The organism is Streptomyces albus subsp. chlorinus (genome assembly GCF_013302895.1).
Taxonomy (GTDB): domain Bacteria; phylum Actinomycetota; class Actinomycetes; order Streptomycetales; family Streptomycetaceae; genus Streptomyces; species Streptomyces chlorinus.
Map to the genome: position 1 here is coordinate 5,491,315 of NZ_VJOK01000001.1, position 20,687 is coordinate 5,512,001.

Below are 20,687 nucleotides of genomic sequence, written 5' to 3' on the forward strand. Positions count from 1 at the left end.
ACCGGGCTCCTGCGGCGCCGGCCCCGGCGGGGCCCGCGGCCTCGGACGCCGCGCCGCCGGAGTTCGAGGTGATGTACCTCCTCGAAGCGGACGGCCCCGGCGCCGTCGCCGCGCTCCGCGCACGGCTCGACCCGCTCGGTGACTCCCTGGTCATCGGCGGCGGCGAGGACCTGTGGAGCGTCCACGTGCACGTCGCCGACGCCGGAGCGGCGATCGAGGCGGGCCTGGCGGCCGGACGCCCGTACCGCATCCGCGTCGCACACCTGCCCACGGCCCGCGAGGACACCGGTCCCTGCGCGGCCGGGCCCCCGCCGGAGCCGGGCCGGGCCGTGGTCGCCGTCGTACCGGGGGAGGGGCTGGCGGCTCTGTGCCGGCAGGCCGGTGCCCGCACCCTGACCGCCGCCGGCGCGGCCGGCGAGGCGGCGCTGCTCGCCGCGGTGCGGGCCACCGGGGCCGGCGAGGTCGCCCTGCTGCCCAACAGGGGTGAGCTGCACGCCGTCGCCGCCCGGGCCGCCGACGCCGCCCGCGCGCAGGGCGTCCGCTGCGCCGTCATTCCCACCCGCGCCGCCGTCCAGGGCCTCGCCGCGCTCGCCGTGCACCAGCCCGACCGCCGCTTCGACGAGGACGTCGTCACCATGACCTCCGCCGCGGGCGCCACCCGGTACGGAGAGGTGACCGTCGCCGCGCGGCAGGCGTGGACGAGTGCGGGCGTGTGCCAGGCCGGGGACGTGCTCGGGCTCGTCGAGGGCGACGTGGCGCTCATCGGCGAGCGGACGTTCCAGGTCGCCCGGGACGTGCTCGCCCGCATGCTCGCGCCCGGTGGGGAACTGGTCACCCTCGTCCTGGGCGAGGACGCCCCCGCCGGTCTCGCCGAGGCGCTCCAGGCGTACGTGCGCGCGAGCCACCTCGCCGTGGACACCGTCGTCTACGAGGGGCGCCAGCAGGACGCGCAGCTGCTCATCGGTGTCGAGTAGCCGCGCGGACGCGCCAAGCGCGCCCGGACCGCGCGTGACACGGACGCTGTCACCCCCGTCCGGCAGGATGGAAACGTGGCCTCGACACAAGTGTCCTCGACACCAACGACGCGAAGCGAACCCCTCCAGGAGCCGCTGAAGGCGCTGCTGGGCGGCAACACGGCCAAGGCGATGGCCGAGCACCTCGGCCTGCGCACCGTCGGTGACCTGCTGCACCACTACCCGCGCCGCTACGCCGAACGCGGGGAGCTGACACGGCTGTCCGAGCTGCCGCTGGACGAGCACGTCACCGTCGTCGCCCGCATCCACGACGCGCGCGTGCACAAGTTCAACCGGGGCAAGGGCCAGCGCCTGGAGGTCACCCTGACCGACGGCAGCGGGCGCCTCCAGATCGTCTTCTTCGGCCGCTCCGTCCACTACCACCAGCGTCAGCTGCTGCCCGGCAAGCGCGGTATGTTCGCGGGCAAGGTCGGCGTCTTCAACCGCAGGCTCCAGCTCTCCCACCCGGACTACAAGCTGCTGGACGAGGACGACGGGACGCCCGCCCAGGAGACGGTGGAGCGGTTCGCCAACGCGCTGCTGCCGCTGTACCCCGCCTGCAAGCAGCTCTCCTCCTGGAGCATCGAGCAGTCGGTGGCCACCCTGCTCAGCGCGCTGGAGGCCACCGGCTGGCGCGGGCTGACCGATCCGCTGCCCGAGCCGCTGCGCGCCAAGCGCGGACTCGTCCCGCTGCCCGAGGCGTTCGAGAAGATCCACCGGCCGCGCGGCAAGGCGGACATCGCCGAGGCCCGCTCCCGGCTCAAGTGGGACGAGGCGTTCGTCCTCCAGGTCGCCCTCGCCCGGCGCCGCGCCAAGGAGACGGCACTCCCCGCGGTGCCCCGCCGCCCGGTGGCCGGCGGGCTGCTGGAGGCGTTCGACGAGCGGCTGCCCTTCACCCTCACCGAGGGGCAGCGCGAGGTCAGCCGCGAGATCTTCGCCGACCTGGCCACCGAACACCCCATGCACCGGCTCCTGCAGGGGGAGGTCGGCTCCGGCAAGACGCTGGTGGCGCTCCGCGCGATGCTGGCCACCGTGGACGCGGGCGGCCAGGCCGCGATGCTCGCCCCCACCGAGGTCCTCGCCCAGCAGCACCACCGTTCCATCACCGCGATGATGGGCGAACTGGCCAATCAGGCACGGCAGCGCGAAGAGCTTCCTGCGAAGGGCGGCGGTGGGCGACGGGCGGGCATGCTCGGCGGCGCCGACCAGGGCACCAAAGTGGTGCTGCTGACCGGGTCCATGGGCGCCGCCGCCCGCCGCCGGGCCCTGCTGGACCTGGCCACCGGCGAGGCCGGCATCGTCGTGGGCACCCACGCGCTGATCGAGGACAAGGTCACCTTCCACGACCTGGGCCTGGTCGTCGTGGACGAGCAGCACCGCTTCGGCGTCGAACAGCGCGACGCGCTCCGCTCCAAGGGCAGGCAACCGCCGCACCTGCTGGTGATGACGGCGACACCCATCCCGCGCACCGTCGCCATGACTGTCTTCGGTGACCTGGAGACCTCGGTCCTCGACCAACTCCCCGCGGGCCGCTCCCCGATCGCCACCCACGTGGTGCCCGCCAAGGACAAGCCGCACTTCCTCGCCCGCGCCTGGGAGCGGATCCGGGAGGAGGCCGAGGCCGGCCACCAGGCGTACGTCGTCTGTCCGCGCATCGGCGACGAGGAGGAGCGGCCGGGGAAACCGGGGAAGCGGACGCCGGCCCCCGAGGAAGCGGTCCTGGAGGAGGGCGAGGAGGACGACGGCGGCGCGGACGCCGAGGAGAAGCGCCCGCCGCTCGCCGTCCTCGACATCGCCGCCCAGTTGGCCGCCGGGCCGCTGGCCGGGCTGCGGGTCGATGCGCTGCACGGCCGGATGCCCCCGGAGGCCAAGGACGAGGTGATGCGGCGGTTCGCCGCGGGCGAGGTGGACGTGCTGGTGGCCACCACCGTCATCGAGGTCGGCGTCAACGTGCCCAACGCGACCGGCATGGTGATCATGGACGCCGACCGCTTCGGCGTCTCGCAACTCCACCAGCTGCGCGGGCGCGTCGGCCGCGGCTCGGCACCCGGCCTCTGCCTGCTGGTGACGGACATGCCGCCGCAGAGCCCCGCGCGGACCCGCCTGGACGCCGTCGCCGCCACACTGGACGGCTTCGAGCTCTCCCGGATCGACCTCGAACAGCGCCGGGAGGGCGATGTGCTGGGCCAGGCCCAGTCCGGCGTCCGCTCCTCCCTGCGGATGCTCGCCGTCATCGAGGACGAGGACGTGATCGCCGAGGCCCGCGACGAGGCCGCCGCCCTCGTCGCCGCCGACCCCGACCTGGAGGAGCACCCGGAACTGCGTACGGCGCTGGACGCCCTCCTGGACGCCGAACGGGAGGAGTACCTCGACAAGGGCTGAGGGCCGCCCGTCCCCGGACGGGCGGCGCCGCGCGCCGACGGGGACCCTGCGGCGCGGCCACGAGGGCGCCCCTCGGTGGGCGCCGCACCGCCTCCCGTCCGGGCCACCACGGCGGCCACCCCGGCGCCACCACCGCGCCAACCCCGGTGGCCCGGCGATGACCCGGTCCGGGACGGCGGGCGGCGCGAAGGGTCACCGGGCCCGCGCGGGGGGGACGCGAGGCGCGGTGGCGGCCCTTGAGCGGCGGTCCGACGGGCATGGGATCCTCTTCGGGGGCGGACGGCGGCGAACCCGCCGTCCGGTGGACGCGGCGGCCCCGGTCCCCGGCGTCCACCGGACCAGCAGGCGGCGACCCCGCGGGAGTCCGACGGCGGCCCGCACCCGACCCGCCCCGCCGTCCACGACGGCCCACCCGGACGACCACCCGTACCGACGACCAGCTGTGAGGGGCACGCTCCATGACCCGCGTCATCGCCGGAGCCGCAGGCGGCAGGAGGCTGGCCGTACCGCCGGGCACGGGCACCCGCCCGACCTCGGACCGGGCCCGCGAGGGCCTCTTCTCCAGCTGGGAGGCCCAGCTCGGCGGGGCCGCGGCATGGCGGGGCCTGCGCGTGCTGGACCTGTACGCGGGCTCCGGCGCCGTCGGACTGGAGGCGCTGTCGCGGGGCGCGGCCCACGTCCTGCTCGTCGAGACGGACGCCCGCGCGCTGCGCACCATCAAGGAGAACGTCCGCGGCGTCGGCCTGCCGGGGGCCGAGGTGCGCCCCGGCAAGGCGGCCCAGGTGATCGCGGGCGAGCCGCCGCGGGACCCCTACGACCTGGTTTTTCTCGACCCTCCGTACGCGGTCCCGGACGAGGAGGTCAGGGAGATACTGCTCACACTCCGGGCCGGACACTGGCTGGCGGGGGACGCCCTGGCCACCGTGGAGCGCAGCACCAGGGGCGGTGATTTCCGCTGGCCGGAGGGTTTCGAGGGGCTCCGGTCCCGTCGCTACGGCGAGGGAACGCTTTGGTACGGTCGCGCCGCCGCGCGGGAAGTTACTCCCGCGTCATGCTGAGATCACCTGAGGCGGAGCCTGGGCCCCGCCGTGAGGAGAGCGAAGAAGTGCCCGTGCGCCGCGCTGTCTGTCCGGGGTCCTTCGACCCCATCACCAATGGCCACCTCGACATCATCGACCGCGCTTCCCGGCTGTACGACACGGTCCACGTCGCCGTGATGATCAACAAGTCCAAGCAGGGCCTCTTCACGGTGGACGAGCGGATCGACCTGATCCGCCAGGTGACCGCCGGCCTCGGCAACGTCCGCGTGGAGGCCTTCCACGGGCTCCTCGTCGACTTCTGCAAGGAGCGCGACATCCCGGCCATCGTCAAGGGCCTGCGCGCCGTCAGCGACTTCGACTACGAGTTGCAGATGGCGCAGATGAACAACGGCCTCTCCGGCGTCGAGACGCTCTTCGTGCCGACCAACCCCACCTACAGCTTCCTCTCCTCCAGCCTCGTCAAGGAGGTCGCCGCCTGGGGCGGCGACGTCTCCCACCTGGTGCCCGAGACCGTGAACCGCGCGCTGGCCGAGCGGCTCGGCTCGCGGTGACCCGCGCGGCCGGTCCTCCTTCCGGGAAGGAGTGACGGGCCCGCGCCCACTGGCCGTACAGTCACCCCCGTGGACGTACAGCAGAAACTCGACGAGATCGTGGCGACCGTCGACGGCGCGCGCTCGATGCCCATGTCCGCCTCCTGTGTGGTCAACCGGGCCGAGCTCCTCGCCATGCTCGAGGACGTGCGCCAGGCGCTGCCCGGCTCCCTCGCCGAGGCCCGGGAGGTCCTCGGCGACCGCGAGCAGGTCGTGGCCGAGGCGCACCGGGAGGCGCAGCGCGTCATCGAGGCGGCGCAGGCCGAGCGGGCCTCCCTCGTCTCCGCCACCGAGGTCGCCCGGCACGCGCAGCAGGAGGCCGACCGCATCCTCGCCGACGCGCGCCGGCAGGCGGAGGAGATCCGCACCGAGGCCGACGACTACGTCGATGGCAAGCTCGCCAACTTCGAGGTCGTCCTCTCCAAGACCCTCGGCTCCGTCGAGCGGGGCCGCGAGAAGCTGCTGGGCCGCGGCCAGGATCCCGGGGAGTGGCACGAGGGGTACGGGGACGAGGCGGGTCTTCCCGAGCGCACCGCCGACCCGCGCGAGCTGCAACGCCGTGCCGACAGCTATGTGGAGGCGCGGCTCGGTTCCGTCGCCGCCGTGCTCGCCAAGACGCTGGAGGCCGTGGGCCGCGGCCGGCTCAAGCTGCGCGGCCACGAGCCGAGCGACGAGCTGGCGGCGCACATGGCCGCGCAGGACGGCGCCGCGGGGTACGCGGCGCACACCAGCGACGCCGACTACCTGGCCGGGCTGGCGACCGCCGACCCGGCGTCCGGGGCGGCTCCCGCCGGGGTGCCGCAGCCGCCCGCCCAGCCGCCGCGGCCCGCGCACATCCCCCGCAGCCGCAGGGCCCGCCCCCGGCGGCCGACCCCTACGGCGGATACGCCCAGCCCCAGCAGCAGCCCGGGCAGCCGGCGCCGTACGAGGGGTACGACGGCTACGAGTCTCACGAGGCGTACGAGACGTACGGGACGTACGAGGGCTACGCGCAGCAGAACGCGTACTACCCGCAGCAGCACGACCCCTACGGCTACGGACAGCAGCAGGACCCGTACGCCGGGTACGAGGCGCAGCAGTACCCGCACCCCGAGCAGCCCGGTCACCCGCCCCAGGCGCCGCCGCACACGCAGCTGGAGGAGACCAGCCTGTTCGACACGAGCATGATCGACATCGAGCAGGTCAGGGCCTACGAGCAGCGCCACGGCCAGGGCGGCTGAGCCCGGCCCCCGGCGTGCCGGGCGCGGATTGGGTCCTGGGGGAGTGGTCAAGTATCCTGTCTCTTCGGCCGCGAGTGCAGCCGCGGCCCACGCCCCACCCGATGAAAGCAGGAAGCCCTGAACGCCCCCCTCGACCCCCGCTCCCCCCTCGTGTTCGACACGCGCGAGCTGGGGCGGCGTCCTGGTGCGATGAAGCGGCTCTCCCGCGAGGTGGAAGCCCCCGCCGACCTCGGTATCGAGTTCATCAAGGTCCCCGACGGGGCGACGATCGAGCTCGACCTGAAGCTCGAGTCGGTCATGGAGGGGGTACTCGTGACGGGTACCGCCCGTGCGCCGCTGACGGGGGAGTGCGTAAGGTGTCTGGAGCCGCTCGACCAGCGCGTCGAAGCGGACTTCCAGGAGATGTTCTCCTACCCCGACGCCGACGACCGGGGCCGCCCCGTGGCGGAACCCGGCGAGGACGAGGACGACGAGGAGACGTACTTCCTCGAGGGCGACCTGTTCGACCTCGAACCCGTGCTGCGTGACGCGGTGGTGCTCGCACTGCCGCTGCAGCCGGTGTGCCGTGCGGACTGCCCCGGCCTGTGCCCCGACTGCGGGACCAGGCTGGCGGACGAGCCCGACCACCGGCACGAAGACGCCGTCGACATCCGTTGGGCGGCACTGCAGGGACTCGCCGGAACCATCAAGGACGGCGAGAAGGAAAACGAGCCCCGCGCCGACGGGGATGACTCACAGGAGAAGTAGCCGTGGCTGTTCCGAAGCGGAAGATGTCGCGCAGCAACACGCGCCACCGCCGGTCGCAGTGGAAGGCTGCGGTCCCCACCCTGGTGAAGTGCGAGCGCTGCCGCGAGCCCAAGCTGCAGCACATCGCGTGCCCGAGCTGCGGCACCTACAACAAGCGTCAGGTCCTCGAGGTCTGATCGGCGGGTGACAGGCTCCATGTCCAACGCCGGCACTCCCCAGGACCCCACTCCCGGGAAGGGAGGGGAGTCCGCGGAGCTGGTGGACGCGGCCTCGTCCCACGCGATTCTGGAAGGGCGGCTCGGTTACCGACTGGAGTCCGCCCTTCTGGTGCGTGCGCTCACGCACCGCAGTTTCGCGTACGAGAACGGCGGGCTGCCCACCAACGAGCGTCTGGAGTTCCTCGGTGACTCCGTCCTCGGACTCGTCGTCACCGACACCCTGTACCGCATGCACCCGGACCTTCCGGAGGGCCAGCTGGCCAAGCTGCGGGCCGCGGTGGTCAACTCGCGGGCGCTGGCGGGCGTCGCCCGGGGTCTCGACCTCGGTGCCTTCATCCGCCTCGGCCGGGGCGAGGAGGGCACAGGAGGCCGCGACAAGGCCTCGATCCTCGCCGACACCCTGGAAGCGGTCATCGGGGCCGTCTACCTCGACCAGGGGCTGGAGGCCGCCTCCGCACTGGTGCACCGCCTGTTCGACCCGCTCATCGAGCGCTCCTCCAACCTCGGCGCCGGCCTGGACTGGAAGACCAGCCTCCAGGAGCTGACGGCGGCCGAGGGGCTCGGCGTCCCGGAGTACCTCGTCTCCGAGACGGGACCCGACCACGAGAAGACCTTCACGGCTGCTGCCCGCGTCGGTGGTGTCGCGTACGGCACCGGCACAGGACGCAGCAAGAAGGAGGCCGAGCAGCAGGCGGCCGAGGCCGCCTGGCGCGCCATCTCGGCCCCCGGCGAGGCCGCGACGGCCGAGCAGGGGAGCGGAGCGGACTCGTCCGGTGCGCGGGCCGAGGGCGCCTCCGTGCCCGACGGCCGGCGCGGCGAGTCCAGCGACGAGGGCACCGCCGCCTCCCGCTGACCGCACCCCACCATCCCGGCACGGCCGCCTCCGAGAGGGGGCGGCCGTGGTGTGACCGGCCCCGGTGTCCACGGGGCCCTGCCGCCCGAGGAGACCGAGGAGGAGGCACCGTGCCCGAGCTGCCGGAAGTCGAGGTCGTCCGCCGTGGCCTGGAACGCTGGGCCAGCGGCCGTACCATCACGGCCGCCGAGGTGCTCCACCCGCGCGCCATCCGGCGCCATGCGGCCGGGGCGCCCGACTTCACCGCCCGGCTGGCGGGCCGCCGCATCGGTCCGGCCAGACGGCGGGGCAAGTACCTGTGGCTGCCCGTCGACGACGGGGCGCACGCCGTCCTCGCCCACCTCGGCATGAGCGGCCAACTGCTGATACAGCCCGCCGGCACCCCCGACGAGCGCCATCTGCGGGTGCGGTTCACCTTCGAGGACGCGGACGGCGGCGAGCTGCGCTTCGTCGACCAGCGCACGTTCGGCGGGCTCTCGCTCCACCCGGCGGCCGAGGACGGGCTCCCCGAGGTCATCGCCCATATCGCCCGGGACCCGCTCGACCCCGCGTTCGACGAGGACGGCTTCCACGCGGCCCTGCGCCGCCGCCGGACGACGATCAAGCGTGCCCTGCTCGACCAGTCCCTGATCAGCGGTGTCGGCAACATCTATGCCGACGAGGCGCTGTGGCGCGCCCGGCTGCACTACGACCGCCCCACCGCCACACTGACCAGGCCGCGGACCACCGAACTGCTCGGCCACGTGCGGGACGTGATGATGGCGGCACTGGCGCAGGGCGGCACCAGCTTCGACAGCCTGTACGTCAACGTCAACGGCGAGTCCGGCTACTTCGACCGCTCGCTGGACGCCTACGGGCGCGAGGACGAGCCCTGCCGCCGCTGCGGCACCCCCATGCGCCGCAGCCCCTGGATGAACCGCTCCAGCTACTTCTGCCCCCGCTGCCAGCGCCCGCCCAGGAAGTGACCGCGCCCCGGAAGTGACCGCGCCCCGCGGAGGCCCCCGCCCCGCCGTGCGGGCGCCCTGCGGGAACCGGAAGCCGGAATCAGAAGCCGAAGTCCTGGGTCCACCAGGGGCCGCCCTCGGCGAAGTGCGCGCCGACGCCCAGAGTGCGGTAGTCGCAGTTGAGGATGTTGGCCCGGTGCCCAGGGCTGTGCATCCAGGAGTCCATCACCGAGCGGGCGTTGGCCTGGCCGCGGGCTATGTTCTCGCCGCCCAGGTCCTCGACTCCGGCGGCCTCCGCGCGGTCCCAGGGGCTCTCGCCGTCGGGTGAGGTGTGCGAGAAGAAGCCGCGCCGGGCCATGTCCTCGCTGAACCCGCCGGCCAGCGCGGCCAGCTCGCCGTCGGCGCTGACGGGCCGGCAGCCGGCCTTGGCCCGCTCCTGGTTCACCAGGGTGAGCACCTCGCGCTCGGCGGCGGCCTCCTGGTCGGCGGCCGCGGTGCCGCCGCCGCTTCCGGCCGGCTCCGGTTCGCGGTCGCCGCCGGAGCGGGACCCGCGCGGGCTCTCCTGTCCGCCGTCCTGCGCGGACCGCGACGGTGCGGGCGTGTCCCGTGGCGTCCCGGCCGGGTGCGAGGGCTTCCTGGCGGGCGCCGAGGCGGACCCCTCGTGGCGCTCGCCGGTTCCGCCCGCGGCCGGGGTGGCGGGGCGGTCCGTGGGGGAGCCGGAGGCCGGTGCGGCCGGGGTGCGGGGACCGTCCTGGGCCCGTACCCGGCCCTCCTGGTGGTCGCCGGACCCGCCTGCGCCGGGCACCAGTCCGGAGGCGAGAGCGACGGCGCCCACCGCCAGTGCGGCGGAGGCGCCCAGGATCCCGGCCCGGGGAGCGGAAGCGGGGGTCGAGCGTCGATGGCGGCCCATCTGTGCTGTCCTCACATGGCTCGGCGGTCACGCAGGTCACTGTTCTCCCTCTCCTCACCCGGGAGTGTGGCCGGTGTGTGAAGAGAGTTGACGGGCAATGTACGGCATCCGCACGGGGGTGGATGTGCCCCCTCGGGAATCGTCCGGATAGCGTGCACCCCATGGCTGCCATCAACCCGACCGACGACGGCGCGGACGGATCGCTGGACACACCCGTATACGAACAGGTGTGCGAAGAGGAGCCCGGGGGAAGGGTGCCCGGAGCCGTACCGGGGACGGCGCCGGGGTCTGGCGCGGTGCCCGGGCAGACGGCCGCCCCGCGCCCCGGCGAGCCCGCGCGGATGACCGCGTGGGTGCGCGGCGAGGTCCAGGGGGTCGGCTTCCGCTGGTTCACCCGCGCGGCGGCCCTGCGCATCGGACGGCTCGTGGGCTTCGCCCTCAACCTGGGGGACGGCCGGGTCCAGATCGTGGCGGAGGGCACCCGGGACGACTGCGAACAGCTCCTGGAATGGCTGCGAAGCGGGGACACGCCCGGACGCGTGGACGGTGTCACCGAGATCTGGGACACACCTCGCGGCGGGTACCGGGGGTTCGCGATCCGTTGATCCATAACGGTTGCCATTCGCGCCGTACCGTGCAAAGCTGCCGCAACGAGTCAGCGCAGTGGATCTTTCCCGCGGCCCCCGGGGTCGGCCTGCTCCGGCGCCGGACGCCGTCGAGCCGAGGCACACCCGGGGGCGTCACGCGTGATCGTGTTGACCGTCAAACCTTTTGGTGAGATCCTGGAATCCCCGCGCACCTGAGCTGTTTGATCCAGAGATTCTGAAGTAAAAGTCCAGAGCAGACCCTCAACGGTGCGAATCCCTCACGACCCACCAGACCCACGGTCGGTCACTCAGTGTGGAGGACCATCCATCATGGCAAAGGCGCTTCTCGGTTACGTCGGCGGCTCCGACCCCCGAGTGCTCGCCGAGATGCGACGGCTGCAGCAGCGTGTCCAGGACCTCGAATCCGAACTCGTACGGATGCAGGCCGAGAACGACGCTCTGTCCGCCGCCGCTCGGCACCGCGACTCGGTGTTCGAAGACATGGACGTGACGACGGCGGAGCCTGCGCTGACCTGATCCGGCACGCGGACCGGACAGGCTGAGCAGAACCAGCCGTACTCGCAATACCCAAGGGACGCTTCGGCGTCCCTTTGTTCTTCCCTGACGGATACCTGAGGGGTGCGGCCCCGAACCCGAGTGGCGAGGGGAGTGCCCTTCGTTACGTCTGATGTGCCCTCACGCCGTACAGGTGAAACCACCGGGCCCAACCCGGCACGCGCCTTCGGGACAGTCGGCGCGACATCGCCGGGCCAATCTCGGTAGGGTCCGGACGCGTGCACCTCAAGAGCCTGACACTGCGGGGGTTCAAGTCCTTCGCCTCCGCCACGACGCTGCGCTTCGAGCCCGGCATCACCTGCGTCGTCGGCCCCAACGGCTCCGGCAAGTCCAACGTCGTCGACGCCCTCTCCTGGGTGATGGGCGAGCAGGGCGCCAAGTCGCTGCGCGGCGGCAAGATGGAGGATGTCATCTTCGCCGGGACCACGGGGCGCCCGCCGCTGGGCCGGGCCGAGGTCTCGCTGACCATCGACAACTCCGACGGCGCGCTGCCCATCGAGTACTCCGAAGTCACCCTTACCCGGATCATGTTCCGCAACGGCGGCAGCGAGTACCAGATCAACGGCGACACCTGCCGTCTGCTCGACATCCAGGAGCTGCTGTCCGACTCCGGCATCGGCCGTGAGATGCACGTCATCGTCGGGCAGGGCCAGCTCGACGGTGTGCTGCACGCCGACCCCACCGGGCGCCGCGCCTTCATCGAGGAGGCGGCGGGCGTCCTCAAGCACCGCAAGCGCAAGGAGAAGGCGCTGCGGAAGCTGGACGCCATGCAGGCGAACCTCGCCCGTGTCCAGGACCTCACCGACGAGCTGCGCCGCCAGCTCAAGCCGCTCGGCAGGCAGGCCGCCGTCGCCCGCAAGGCGCAGGTCATCCAGGCCGATCTGCGGGACGCCCGGCTGCGTCTGCTCGCCGACGACCTCGTCGCGCTGCGCGAGGCCCTGCGCACCGAGGTGGCCGACGAGGCCGAGCTGAAGCGGCGCAAGCAGGCCACCGAGGCGGAGCTGAAGGAGGCGCTGCGCCGCGAGGCCGACCTGGAGCAGCAGGTCCGTACCCTCGCCCCGCGCCTGGAGCGGGCCCAGCAGACCTGGTACGAACTCTCCCAGCTCGCCGAGCGGGTGCGCGGCACCATCGGCCTGGCCGACCAGCGCGTCCAGCACGCCGCCGCCACCCAGCCCGAGGAGCGCAGGGGCCGCGACCCGGAGGAGATGGAGCGCGAGGCGGCGCGGATCCGCGAGCAGGAGGCCGAGCTGGAGGCGGCACTGGAGGCCGCCACCGCGGCCCTGGAGCAGACGGTCGCCCACCGTGGCGAGCTGGAGCGCCGGCTCGAAGCGGAGGAGCGCCGGCTGCGGGACGAGGCGCGGGCCCTCGCCGACCGGCGCGAGGGGCTCGAACGCCTGCGCGGCAAGGCGGGTGCGGCACGCAGCCGTGTCGCCTCGGCGCAGGCCGAGATCGACCGCCTCGTCACGGCGAGGGACGAGGCACTCGAACGCGCCGAGGCGGCCGAGAAGGAGTACGAGGCCCTGCGCGGCGAGGCCGACGGCCTGGACGAGGGCGACGAGGAGCTGGCCGGGCGCCACGAGGCGGCCAAGGGCGAACTGGCCGAGGCCGAGGCCGCGTTCGGCGCCGCCCGCGACGCCCTCACCGAGGCCGAGCGCGAACGCGCCGCCACCGCGGCCCGCCACGACGCCCTGGCCCTCAACCTGCGGCGCAAGGACGGCACGGCCGCGCTGCTCGCGGCCAAGGACCGCCTCACCGGGCTGCTCGGCCCGGCCGCCGGACTCCTGACGGTGACCCCCGGGTACGAGCTGCCGATAGCGGCCGCGCTGGGCTCGGCCGCCGACGCGGTCGCGGTCGCGGACCTGGCCACGGCCGCGGAGGCCCTGCGTCTCCTGCGCAAGGAGGACGGCGGCCGGGCGACGCTGCTCGTACAGAGCGAGGCGCGGCGCGTGCCGTCCTTCCCCGGCGCCGGCGGCGGTGCCGCCCCCGACCGGGGCACCCCCGCCAGGGCCCTGGTCACCGCACCGCCCGAACTGCGGCCCACCGTCGAGTTCCTGCTCGCGGACACCACGGTGGTCGACACGCTGGAGACCGCCGAGGCCGTCGTCAGGGCTCACCCCGGACACACCGCGGTCACCGCCGAGGGCGACGTCCTCTCCGCCCACCGCGCCAGCGGCGGCTCGGAGGGCGCCCCCTCCCTCCTGGAGGCCCAGGCCGCGGTGGACGAGGCGGCGGCCCGGCTCGAGGAGCTGGAGTCCCGCTGCGAGCAGCTCCGTGCAGCGCAGGCGGGGGCCAAGGAGGCGCGCCGGCAGGCGGCGGCCGTGGTGGAGGACCTGGCGCGCCGGCGCAGTTCGGCGGAGCGGGAGAAGTCCCGTCTCGCCGGCCGGGTGGGCACCCTGGCGGGCCAGGCCCGCGCGGCGCGGGGCGAGGCCGACCGTGCCGCGCGGGCCGTCGCCAAGGCCGAGGAGGCTCTCGCCAGGGCGCGGCAGGAGGCCGACGAGCTGGCGGAGCGGCTGGCCGTGGCCGAGGAGGCGCACGAGGCGGATGCCTCCGACGAGCCGGACACCTCCCTGCGCGACCGCCTCGCCGCGGACGGTGCCAACGCGCGCCAGACGGAGATGGAGGCCCGCCTCCAGGTGCGTACGCACGAGGAGCGGGTCAAGGCGCTGGCCGGCCGCGCGGACGCGCTCGACCGGGGCGCCCGCGCCGAACGGGAGGCGCGCGCCCGTGCCGAGGAGCGCCGGGCGCGGCTCCGCCACGAGGCCGAGGTCGCCGAGGCGGTCGCCGACGGTGCCCGCCAGCTGCTCGCGCACATCGAGGCGTCGCTGGAGCGGGCCCGCGAGGAGCGGGAGCGGATCGAGCGGACCAAGGCGGAGCGCGAGGCGGCGCTGGCCGAGGAGCGTACCCAGGGGCGTGCGCTCAAGGACGAGCTGGACAAGCTGACCGACTCGGTCCACAAGGGCGAGGTGCTCGGCGCCGAGAAGCGCATGCGCATCGAACAGCTGGAGACCAGGGCCCTGGAGGAGCTGGGCGTCGAGCCGGCGGGGCTGGTCCGGGACTACGGGCCGGACCAGTTGGTTCCGCCCTCGCCGCCCGCCGAGGGCGAGGTGCTGCCCGAGGACCCCGAGCACCCGCGCAACAAGCCGGTGCCGTTCGTGCGCGCGGAGCAGGAGAAGCGTCTCAAGGCGGCCGAGCGCGCCTACCAGAAGCTCGGCAAGGTCAACCCGCTGGCGCTGGAGGAGTTCGCGGCGCTGGAGGAGCGGCACCAGTTCCTCAGCGAGCAGCTGGAGGACCTCAAGAAGACCCGCGCGGATCTGCTCCAGGTCGTCAAGGAGGTGGACGAGCGGGTCGAGCAGGTGTTCACGGAGGCGTACCACGACACCGCGCGGGAGTTCGAGGGCGTCTTCGCGCGGCTCTTCCCCGGGGGCGAGGGCCGGCTGGTGCTCACCGACCCCGACGACATGCTGGCGACCGGGGTGGACGTCGAGGCCCGGCCGCCCGGCAAGAAGGTGAAGCGGCTGTCGCTGCTGTCCGGCGGCGAGCGCTCCCTCACGGCGGTCGCGCTGCTGGTGTCGATCTTCAAGGCCCGGCCGAGCCCGTTCTATGTGATGGACGAGGTCGAGGCGGCGCTGGACGACACCAATCTCCAGCGGCTGATCCGGATCATGGAGGAGCTGAAGGACAGCTCCCAGCTCATCGTGATCACGCACCAGAAGCGCACGATGGAGGTCGCCGACGCGCTCTACGGCGTCTCCATGCAGGGCGACGGCGTCTCCAAGGTGATCAGCCAGCGCCTCACCTGAGAGCGGGATCACTTCATAACCGGGATCACTTCACAAACCGAAGGAAGCTTTCCCATCTCCTGTGGTCAGTGTCGCAAGACTGGACCTATTGACTTCATGAATTGAAGTTTTACAGTCTGAGGTGTCCCCGTGAACTCGGAGTCGGGCGCGCTGAGCGCCAATCCCCCTTCGAGGCTTTGACGGTGACTCCCTACCCGGCACCGTCGCCGGGGTACCTCAGGAGAAGAACGTGACCAGCACAGCGCAGGCAGTGCCGCAGGCGCGGCCCGGCAGCGGCCGGACCGCCCCCCTCGGCCGTGTCGTCTTCATCACCGCCGCAGCCGCCATGGGCGGTTTCCTCTTCGGCTACGACAGCTCAGTGATCAACGGAGCGGTGGAGGCGATCCGTGGCCGCTTCCACGTCGGCTCGGCCATGCTGGCGCAGGTCATCGCCGCCGCACTGATCGGCAGCGCCATAGGCGCCGCGATAGCCGGGCGCATAGCCGACCGGATCGGCCGCATCCTCGTCATGCGCCTCGCCGCGGTCCTGTTCGTCGTCAGTGCCGTCGGATCGGCGCTTCCCTTCGCGCTGTGGGACCTGGCGATGTGGCGCGTCCTGGGCGGCATCGCCATCGGCATGGCGTCGGTCATCGGCCCGGCCTACATCGCTGAGGTCTCCCCGCCCGCGTACCGGGGCCGGCTGGCCTCCTTCCAGCAGGGCGCCATCGTGCTGGGCATCGCCGTCTCGCAGCTGGTCAACTGGGGCATCCTCAACCTGGCCGACGGCGACCAGCGAGGCACCGTCGCCGGGCTGGAGGCCTGGCAGTGGATGCTCGGCATCATGGTGATCCCCGCGGTCGGCTACTTCCTGCTCTCCTTCGCGATCCCCGAGTCCCCGCGCTTCTTGATCTCCGTCGGCCGCGAGCGCGACGCCCGCCGGGTGCTGGCGGGTGTCGAGGGCGAGCACGCCGGCCTCGACGCGCGGATCGACGAGATCGAGACGGCGATGCGCAGCGAGCACAGGTCCACCTTCCGCGACCTGCTGGGCGGGCGCTTCGGGCTGCTGCCCATCGTGTGGATCGGTATCGGGCTCTCGGTCTTCCAGCAGCTCGTCGGCATCAACGTCGTCTTCTACTACTCCTCGACGCTGTGGCAGTCGGTCGGGATCAACCCCGAGGGCTCGTTCTTCTACTCCTTCACCACGTCGATCGTGAACATCGTCGGCACGGTGATCGCCATGGCCTTCGTCGACCGGGTCGGCCGCAAGCCGCTGGCGCTGATCGGGTCGGTGGGCATGACGGTCTCGCTGGGGCTGGTCGCCTGGGCCTTCTCCTACAAGACCGGCTCCGGCGACAAGGTCTCGCTGCCGGACACCCAAGGCGTCGTGGCGCTGGTCGGCGCGCACACCTTCACCCTCTTCTTCGCCCTCTCCTGGGGCGTGGTCGTCTGGGTGCTGCTGGGCGAGATCTTCCCGAACAAGATCCGCGCCGCCGCACTCGGTGTCGCCGCCTCCGCGCAGTGGATCGCCAACTGGGCCATCACCGCCAGCTTCCCGAGCCTGTCGGAGTGGAACCTGTCGACCACCTACATCGTGTACACGGTCTTCGCCCTGCTCTCGGTCCCGTTCATCCTCAAGTGGGTGCCGGAGACCAAGGGCAAGGCGTTGGAGGAGATGGGCTGAAGCCCCCGCCGCCCACTCCTCTCACGGCGCTGCCCCGGCCCCCTCGCCAGGAGCCGGGGCAGCGGACTGTCCGGGGTCGGACGCGACGGCCGCGCCCCACCGCGCGGGCGTTCAGTCCCCGGTCCCGGCCAGTCGCGGCAGGACCTCCTCGGCCAGCAGCCGCAGCGAGCGCCACCCCTCCTCGACGGGCATCCCGCCGCACAGCGGATGCAGCAGCAGCCGCCGGTTCCCGGCCGGCTGGCCTGCCGCCATCGCCAGGCACTCGTCGGGCGTGACGAAGCGGTAGACGCCCTCCGCGCGCAGCTCCTCCACCGTGGTGGCCCGCGCCGTCATCAGCGAGCGCACGTCCGGCGTCTGCCAGGAGGCGTACTGCCGCGCCTCGTAGAGGAAGTACGCGCCCAGCTCGTCCCAGGCCCGGTCCGGGTCCTCGGTCAGATGGACGACGGGCAGCTCGGGCGGCGGCATCAGGCACAGCGGCTCGCCCTGCCCTGCCCACTGCTCCTCGTAGTGGTGTGCCACCTCGGGAAGGTGGGCGGAGAGGAACATCGGCAGTCCGAGCCGCGCCGCCCGGCGGGCCGCCGGGCGTGAGCTGCCGCCGACGAACAGCGGCGGGTGCGGACGGGTGTACGGGCGGGGCGTGACGCGTACCGTGCGGCCGCGGTGGGTGAAGGGCTCGCCCGTCCAGGCCGCCAGCAGCGTCTCCAGCGCCTCGTCCTGCAGCCGGCCGCGCCGGGAGAAGTCCAGCCCGAACGCCTCGTACTCCTGCGGCCGGTAGCCGATCCCGGCCACCGTGACCAGCCGCCCGCCACTGGCCAGGTCGAGCACCGCGATGTCCTCGGCCAGCCGCGGCGGGTCGTACAGCGGGGCCAGGACCGCGCAGGCCGTCACCAGTGTCCGGCGGGTCCGCCCCAGGAGCGCCCCCGCCAGGGCGAGCGGGGAGGGCAGCCAGCCGTCCGGTGAGCCGTGGTGCTCCTCGACGATGAGGGATGTCACACCGTGCTCGTCGGCGAAGGCGGCCATCTCCAGTGCCGCGCGGTAGCGCTCGCGCAGCGCGTCGGCCGGTACCGGTCCGCCCGAAGGAGGCGGGGGCTGGACGAGGTTGAAGCGGATGTTGGTCGTCACGGCCACGTGGCAGCTCCCTCGGGACGGCACAGCGGGTGACGGACCGTAGCCCAGCGCGTGCGAAGAGGGAATGGCCGGGGCGGGGACGGAAGGGCCGGGAAGCGTTGGCGGTGGCGGATACTGGAGCCGCTATGGAAATCGTCATCCTTGTCGTAGTCATCGCCGTGGTCGCGCTCGCCGCGATCAGCGGGCTCGTGGTGACCGGGCGCAGAAAGAAGGCGGCCGGGCCCCAGGAGACCCGTACTCCCGAGAGCACCACCGAAACCCCCACCCGAACCGCCGAACCGACCGTCGGGGAGGAGACCGAGGCGCCGCCCGAAGGGGCGCGCCGCACGATCGAGGAGGTCGGCCTCCCCGAGGCGGAGGCCGAGGCCCCCGTCACCCCCGAGGCGGCCGAGGCCGCACCCGAGGTGGAGATCCCCGCGCCGGCCGCGGGCCGCCTCGTACGGCTGCGCGCGCGGCTGTCCCGGTCCCAGAACTCCCTCGGCAAGGGACTGCTGACCCTGCTGTCCCGGGAACACCTGGACGAGGAGACCTGGGAAGAGGTCGAGGACACCCTGCTGACCGCCGACGTCGGCGTGGGTCCCACCCAGGAGCTGGTCGAGCGGCTGCGCGAGCGCGTCAGGGTGCTCGGCACCCGTACCCCCGAGGAGCTGCGCGGCCTGCTGCGCGAGGAGCTGCTCACGCTGGTCGGCCCCGACATGGACCGCACCGTGCACACCGAGACGCAGGGCGCCGAGGACCGTCCCGGGGTGGTCCTCGTCGTCGGCGTCAACGGCACCGGCAAGACGACCACCACAGGGAAGCTGGCCCGGGTGCTGGTCGCGGACGGCAAATCCGTCGTGCTGGGCGCCGCCGACACCTTCCGCGCGGCGGCCGCCGACCAGCTGGAGACCTGGGGCACCCGGGTGGGAGCCCGCACCGTGCGGGGCCCGGAGGCCGGTGACCCCGCCTCGGTCGCGTTCGACGCGGTCAAGCAGGGCACCGAGGCCGGCGCCGATGTGGTGCTGATCGACACCGCGGGCCGGCTGCACACCAAGACCGGTCTGATGGACGAGCTGGGCAAGGTCAAGCGCGTCGTGGAGAAGCAGGGCCCGGTGGACGAGGTGCTGCTGGTGCTGGACGCCACGACCGGGCAGAACGGTCTGGTGCAGGCCCGGGTCTTCGCCGAGGTCGTGGACATCACCGGCATCGTGCTCACCAAGCTGGACGGCACCGCCAAGGGCGGCATCGTCATCTCCGTGCAGCGCGAGCTGGGCGTCCCGGTCAAGCTCGTCGGACTGGGCGAGGGCGCCGACGACCTGGCGCCCTTCGAGCCGGAGGCGTTCGTCGACGCCCTGGTCGGGGAGGCCTGAGCGGACGTTCCCGGACCTGGCGGGCGCGCACATGGACCGGCGCCGTCGCGACGCACCCCTGAGCCGTCGCGGCGGCGCCGGTGTGCGTGCGGCCCGCTGGTGTGCGGCCCGCTGCGGGGCGCCGCCGGTGTGCGGGCGCCGCGTCAGCAGGACGCCGTCAGCGTGCGGCGGCCGAGCGGTGGCAGACGTAGGCGAGCGTGCCCAGCAGCAGCCGGGCCTGCGGCGGCCGGCCGGCGGCCTCCAGGGTCGGTGGCCGCAGCCAGCGGACCGGCCCCAGCCCGGCCAGGTCGGAGGGGGGCGCCGTGATGTGCTCGCCCTCGCCCCTGCCCCGCAGATCCAGACCGGTGTCGTCCCAGCCCATCCGGTAGAGCAGCTCGGGCAGTTCGGCCGCCGCGCCCGGGGCGACCAGGAACCAGGCCCGCCCGTGCGGGGTCGCCGCCACCGGGCCGAGCGGCACCCCCATGCGCTCCAGCCGTACCAGCGCGCAGCGGGCGGCGCCCTCGGCGACGTCGAGGACGTCGAAGAAGCGGCCGGTGGGCAGCAGCATCGCCGCGCCGGGCACCTGCGCCCACGCGCGCGTGGCCTCGTCCAGGGTCGCGCCCGCGGGCACTTCGAGCGTGGCGTCGAGGGGGTGGTCGCCGGGGGAGGGGCAGGCGGTGGCGCCGCACGAACAGCTGACGCGGCCGCCCGCGCGGACGGCGCGGGCGCCGGGGATCACATCCCATCCCCACAGGCTCGTGTACTCCGCGACAGCGGTGCACACCTGGGCGCGTCCGCGCCTGCGTGCACCGGGCCGCAGTTCGCGGATCTCGCGGATGCCGCTGAGACCGCCGATGGCGCCGATCGTGAAGCCCATGCTCACTCCAACGGGTCCCGAAAGCTGATGGTTACGTCGTTGTTGCACACAGTGACGGCGGGAAGGCGGGGGCGGAGGCAGGATCGGGGATTTCTCCAGGGAGTTCATGCCCTGGTGTCAAGTCAAGCGCGGATGAGCGCCCCTGAGTTCATTCGAAGGGGTGGCGAATGGTGGCGATTCTGCAATTACGCTCGCCTGGACCGTGATCGTAGGATTACTTTCGGTACACACAGTGGAGAGAGCGCGGCAGCGGACTATGCCTCAGGCATGGCGGGGCCGAGGGTGCGGCGGGGCGTGCGGGGGAGCGCGGACCGGACCCGAACCCGGCGCGCGGCGCCGAGGCGGGATGGGGGCGTTACCAGTGGCTGAGCGAGGCCGGACGGCCAAGAGCCCGAACGAGCGGCTGGGCTCGTGGTTCGTGCGCAGTGGCTGGTCCAAGGGCGAGCTCGCGCGCCAGGTCAACCGCCGGGCACGGCAGTTGGGCGCGCACCACATCAGCACCGACACCTCCCGCGTACGCCGCTGGCTGGACGGCGAGCAGCCGCGCGAGCCCATCCCCCGCATCCTCTCCGAGCTGTTCTCCGAGCGCTTCGGCTGCGTCGTCCCCGTCGAGGACCTCGGGCTGCGGCCCGCACGGCACTCCCCGGCCGCCTCCGGCGTGGACCTGCCCTGGGCCGGCCCCCAGACCGTCGCGCTGATCAGCGACTTCACCCGCAGCGACCTGATGCTGGGCCGCCGCGGCTTCCTGGGCAACTCCCTGGCCATGTCCGCCGGCCCCGCCCTGATCGAACCCATGCAGCGCTGGCTGGTGCCG

15 protein-coding genes and 3 pseudogenes are annotated in these 20,687 nt (G+C 73.4%); 15 read left to right on the forward strand and 3 right to left on the reverse strand.

What is annotated here, in order from left to right:
- From FM076_RS24155 to mutM, 9 genes and pseudogenes are all read left to right on the forward strand, one after another.
- A pseudogene (locus tag FM076_RS24155) lies at positions 1 to 974 on the forward strand (DAK2 domain-containing protein); the annotation flags it as partial.
- A 171-nt stretch (positions 975 to 1,145) separates the two neighbouring features.
- The gene (gene recG / locus FM076_RS24160) at positions 1,146 to 3,395 is read left to right on the forward strand and encodes an ATP-dependent DNA helicase RecG (protein WP_243275075.1); all 2,250 of its coding nucleotides are present in this window, start codon (positions 1,146 to 1,148) and stop codon (positions 3,393 to 3,395) included.
- Between the two features lie 458 nt (positions 3,396 to 3,853).
- Positions 3,854 to 4,453: a 16S rRNA (guanine(966)-N(2))-methyltransferase RsmD gene (gene rsmD / locus FM076_RS24165; RefSeq protein ID WP_173873030.1), complete on the forward strand. Its 600-nt coding sequence runs from the start codon at positions 3,854 to 3,856 to the stop codon at positions 4,451 to 4,453.
- 53 nt (positions 4,454 to 4,506) lie between these two features.
- On the forward strand, positions 4,507 to 4,986 hold the full coding sequence (gene coaD, locus FM076_RS24170; protein ID WP_173873031.1) for a pantetheine-phosphate adenylyltransferase: 480 nt from the start codon (positions 4,507 to 4,509) through the stop codon (positions 4,984 to 4,986).
- 69 nt (positions 4,987 to 5,055) lie between these two features.
- A pseudogene (locus tag FM076_RS24175) lies at positions 5,056 to 6,245 on the forward strand (cell division initiation protein).
- Between the two features lie 150 nt (positions 6,246 to 6,395).
- Positions 6,396 to 6,992, forward strand: coding sequence for a YceD family protein (locus tag FM076_RS24180; protein WP_173873032.1), 597 nt, complete (start codon positions 6,396 to 6,398; stop codon positions 6,990 to 6,992).
- Between the two features lie 2 nt (positions 6,993 to 6,994).
- Positions 6,995 to 7,168: a 50S ribosomal protein L32 gene (gene rpmF / locus FM076_RS24185; protein WP_173873033.1), complete on the forward strand. Its 174-nt coding sequence runs from the start codon at positions 6,995 to 6,997 to the stop codon at positions 7,166 to 7,168.
- A 19-nt stretch (positions 7,169 to 7,187) separates the two neighbouring features.
- The gene (gene rnc / locus FM076_RS24190) at positions 7,188 to 8,063 is read left to right on the forward strand and encodes a ribonuclease III (RefSeq protein WP_173874973.1); all 876 of its coding nucleotides are present in this window, start codon (positions 7,188 to 7,190) and stop codon (positions 8,061 to 8,063) included.
- Positions 8,064 to 8,173: 110 nt separating this feature from the next.
- Entirely contained in the window at positions 8,174 to 9,028 is an 855-nt protein-coding gene (mutM, locus tag FM076_RS24195; RefSeq protein ID WP_173873034.1) for a bifunctional DNA-formamidopyrimidine glycosylase/DNA-(apurinic or apyrimidinic site) lyase, read from the forward strand.
- Positions 9,029 to 9,107: 79 nt separating this feature from the next.
- Here the strand turns inward: mutM and FM076_RS24200 are convergent, their stop codons facing one another.
- Complete coding sequence (locus FM076_RS24200) at positions 9,108 to 9,917, reverse strand: CAP domain-containing protein (RefSeq protein WP_173873035.1); 810 nt, start codon at positions 9,915 to 9,917, stop codon at positions 9,108 to 9,110.
- A 341-nt stretch (positions 9,918 to 10,258) separates the two neighbouring features.
- Here FM076_RS24200 and FM076_RS24205 point away from each other — a divergent pair, with 341 nt between their 5' ends.
- From FM076_RS24205 to FM076_RS24220, 4 genes are all read left to right on the forward strand, one after another.
- Positions 10,259 to 10,522, forward strand: coding sequence for an acylphosphatase (locus tag FM076_RS24205; protein WP_173874974.1), 264 nt, complete (start codon positions 10,259 to 10,261; stop codon positions 10,520 to 10,522).
- A 312-nt stretch (positions 10,523 to 10,834) separates the two neighbouring features.
- On the forward strand, positions 10,835 to 11,041 hold the full coding sequence (locus FM076_RS24210; RefSeq protein WP_173873036.1) for a hypothetical protein: 207 nt from the start codon (positions 10,835 to 10,837) through the stop codon (positions 11,039 to 11,041).
- 257 nt (positions 11,042 to 11,298) lie between these two features.
- Positions 11,299 to 14,880, forward strand: coding sequence for a chromosome segregation protein SMC (gene smc / locus FM076_RS24215; RefSeq protein ID WP_173873037.1), 3,582 nt, complete (start codon positions 11,299 to 11,301; stop codon positions 14,878 to 14,880).
- A 229-nt stretch (positions 14,881 to 15,109) separates the two neighbouring features.
- On the forward strand, positions 15,110 to 16,540 hold the full coding sequence (locus FM076_RS24220) for a sugar porter family MFS transporter (RefSeq protein WP_173873038.1): 1,431 nt from the start codon (positions 15,110 to 15,112) through the stop codon (positions 16,538 to 16,540).
- A gap of 111 nt (positions 16,541 to 16,651) precedes the next feature.
- Here the strand turns inward: FM076_RS24220 and FM076_RS24225 are convergent, their stop codons facing one another.
- Complete coding sequence (locus FM076_RS24225) at positions 16,652 to 17,668, reverse strand: LLM class flavin-dependent oxidoreductase (protein ID WP_173873039.1); 1,017 nt, start codon at positions 17,666 to 17,668, stop codon at positions 16,652 to 16,654.
- A gap of 125 nt (positions 17,669 to 17,793) precedes the next feature.
- Between FM076_RS24225 and ftsY the strand changes: the two genes are divergently transcribed.
- On the forward strand, positions 17,794 to 19,017 hold the full coding sequence (ftsY, locus tag FM076_RS24230; protein ID WP_173873040.1) for a signal recognition particle-docking protein FtsY: 1,224 nt from the start codon (positions 17,794 to 17,796) through the stop codon (positions 19,015 to 19,017).
- A 157-nt stretch (positions 19,018 to 19,174) separates the two neighbouring features.
- Here the strand turns inward: ftsY and FM076_RS24235 are convergent, their stop codons facing one another.
- Complete coding sequence (locus FM076_RS24235) at positions 19,175 to 19,873, reverse strand: bifunctional DNA primase/polymerase (RefSeq protein ID WP_173873041.1); 699 nt, start codon at positions 19,871 to 19,873, stop codon at positions 19,175 to 19,177.
- A 346-nt stretch (positions 19,874 to 20,219) separates the two neighbouring features.
- Here FM076_RS24235 and FM076_RS34140 point away from each other — a divergent pair.
- Positions 20,220 to 20,687: pseudogene (locus FM076_RS34140) on the forward strand (hypothetical protein); the annotation flags it as partial.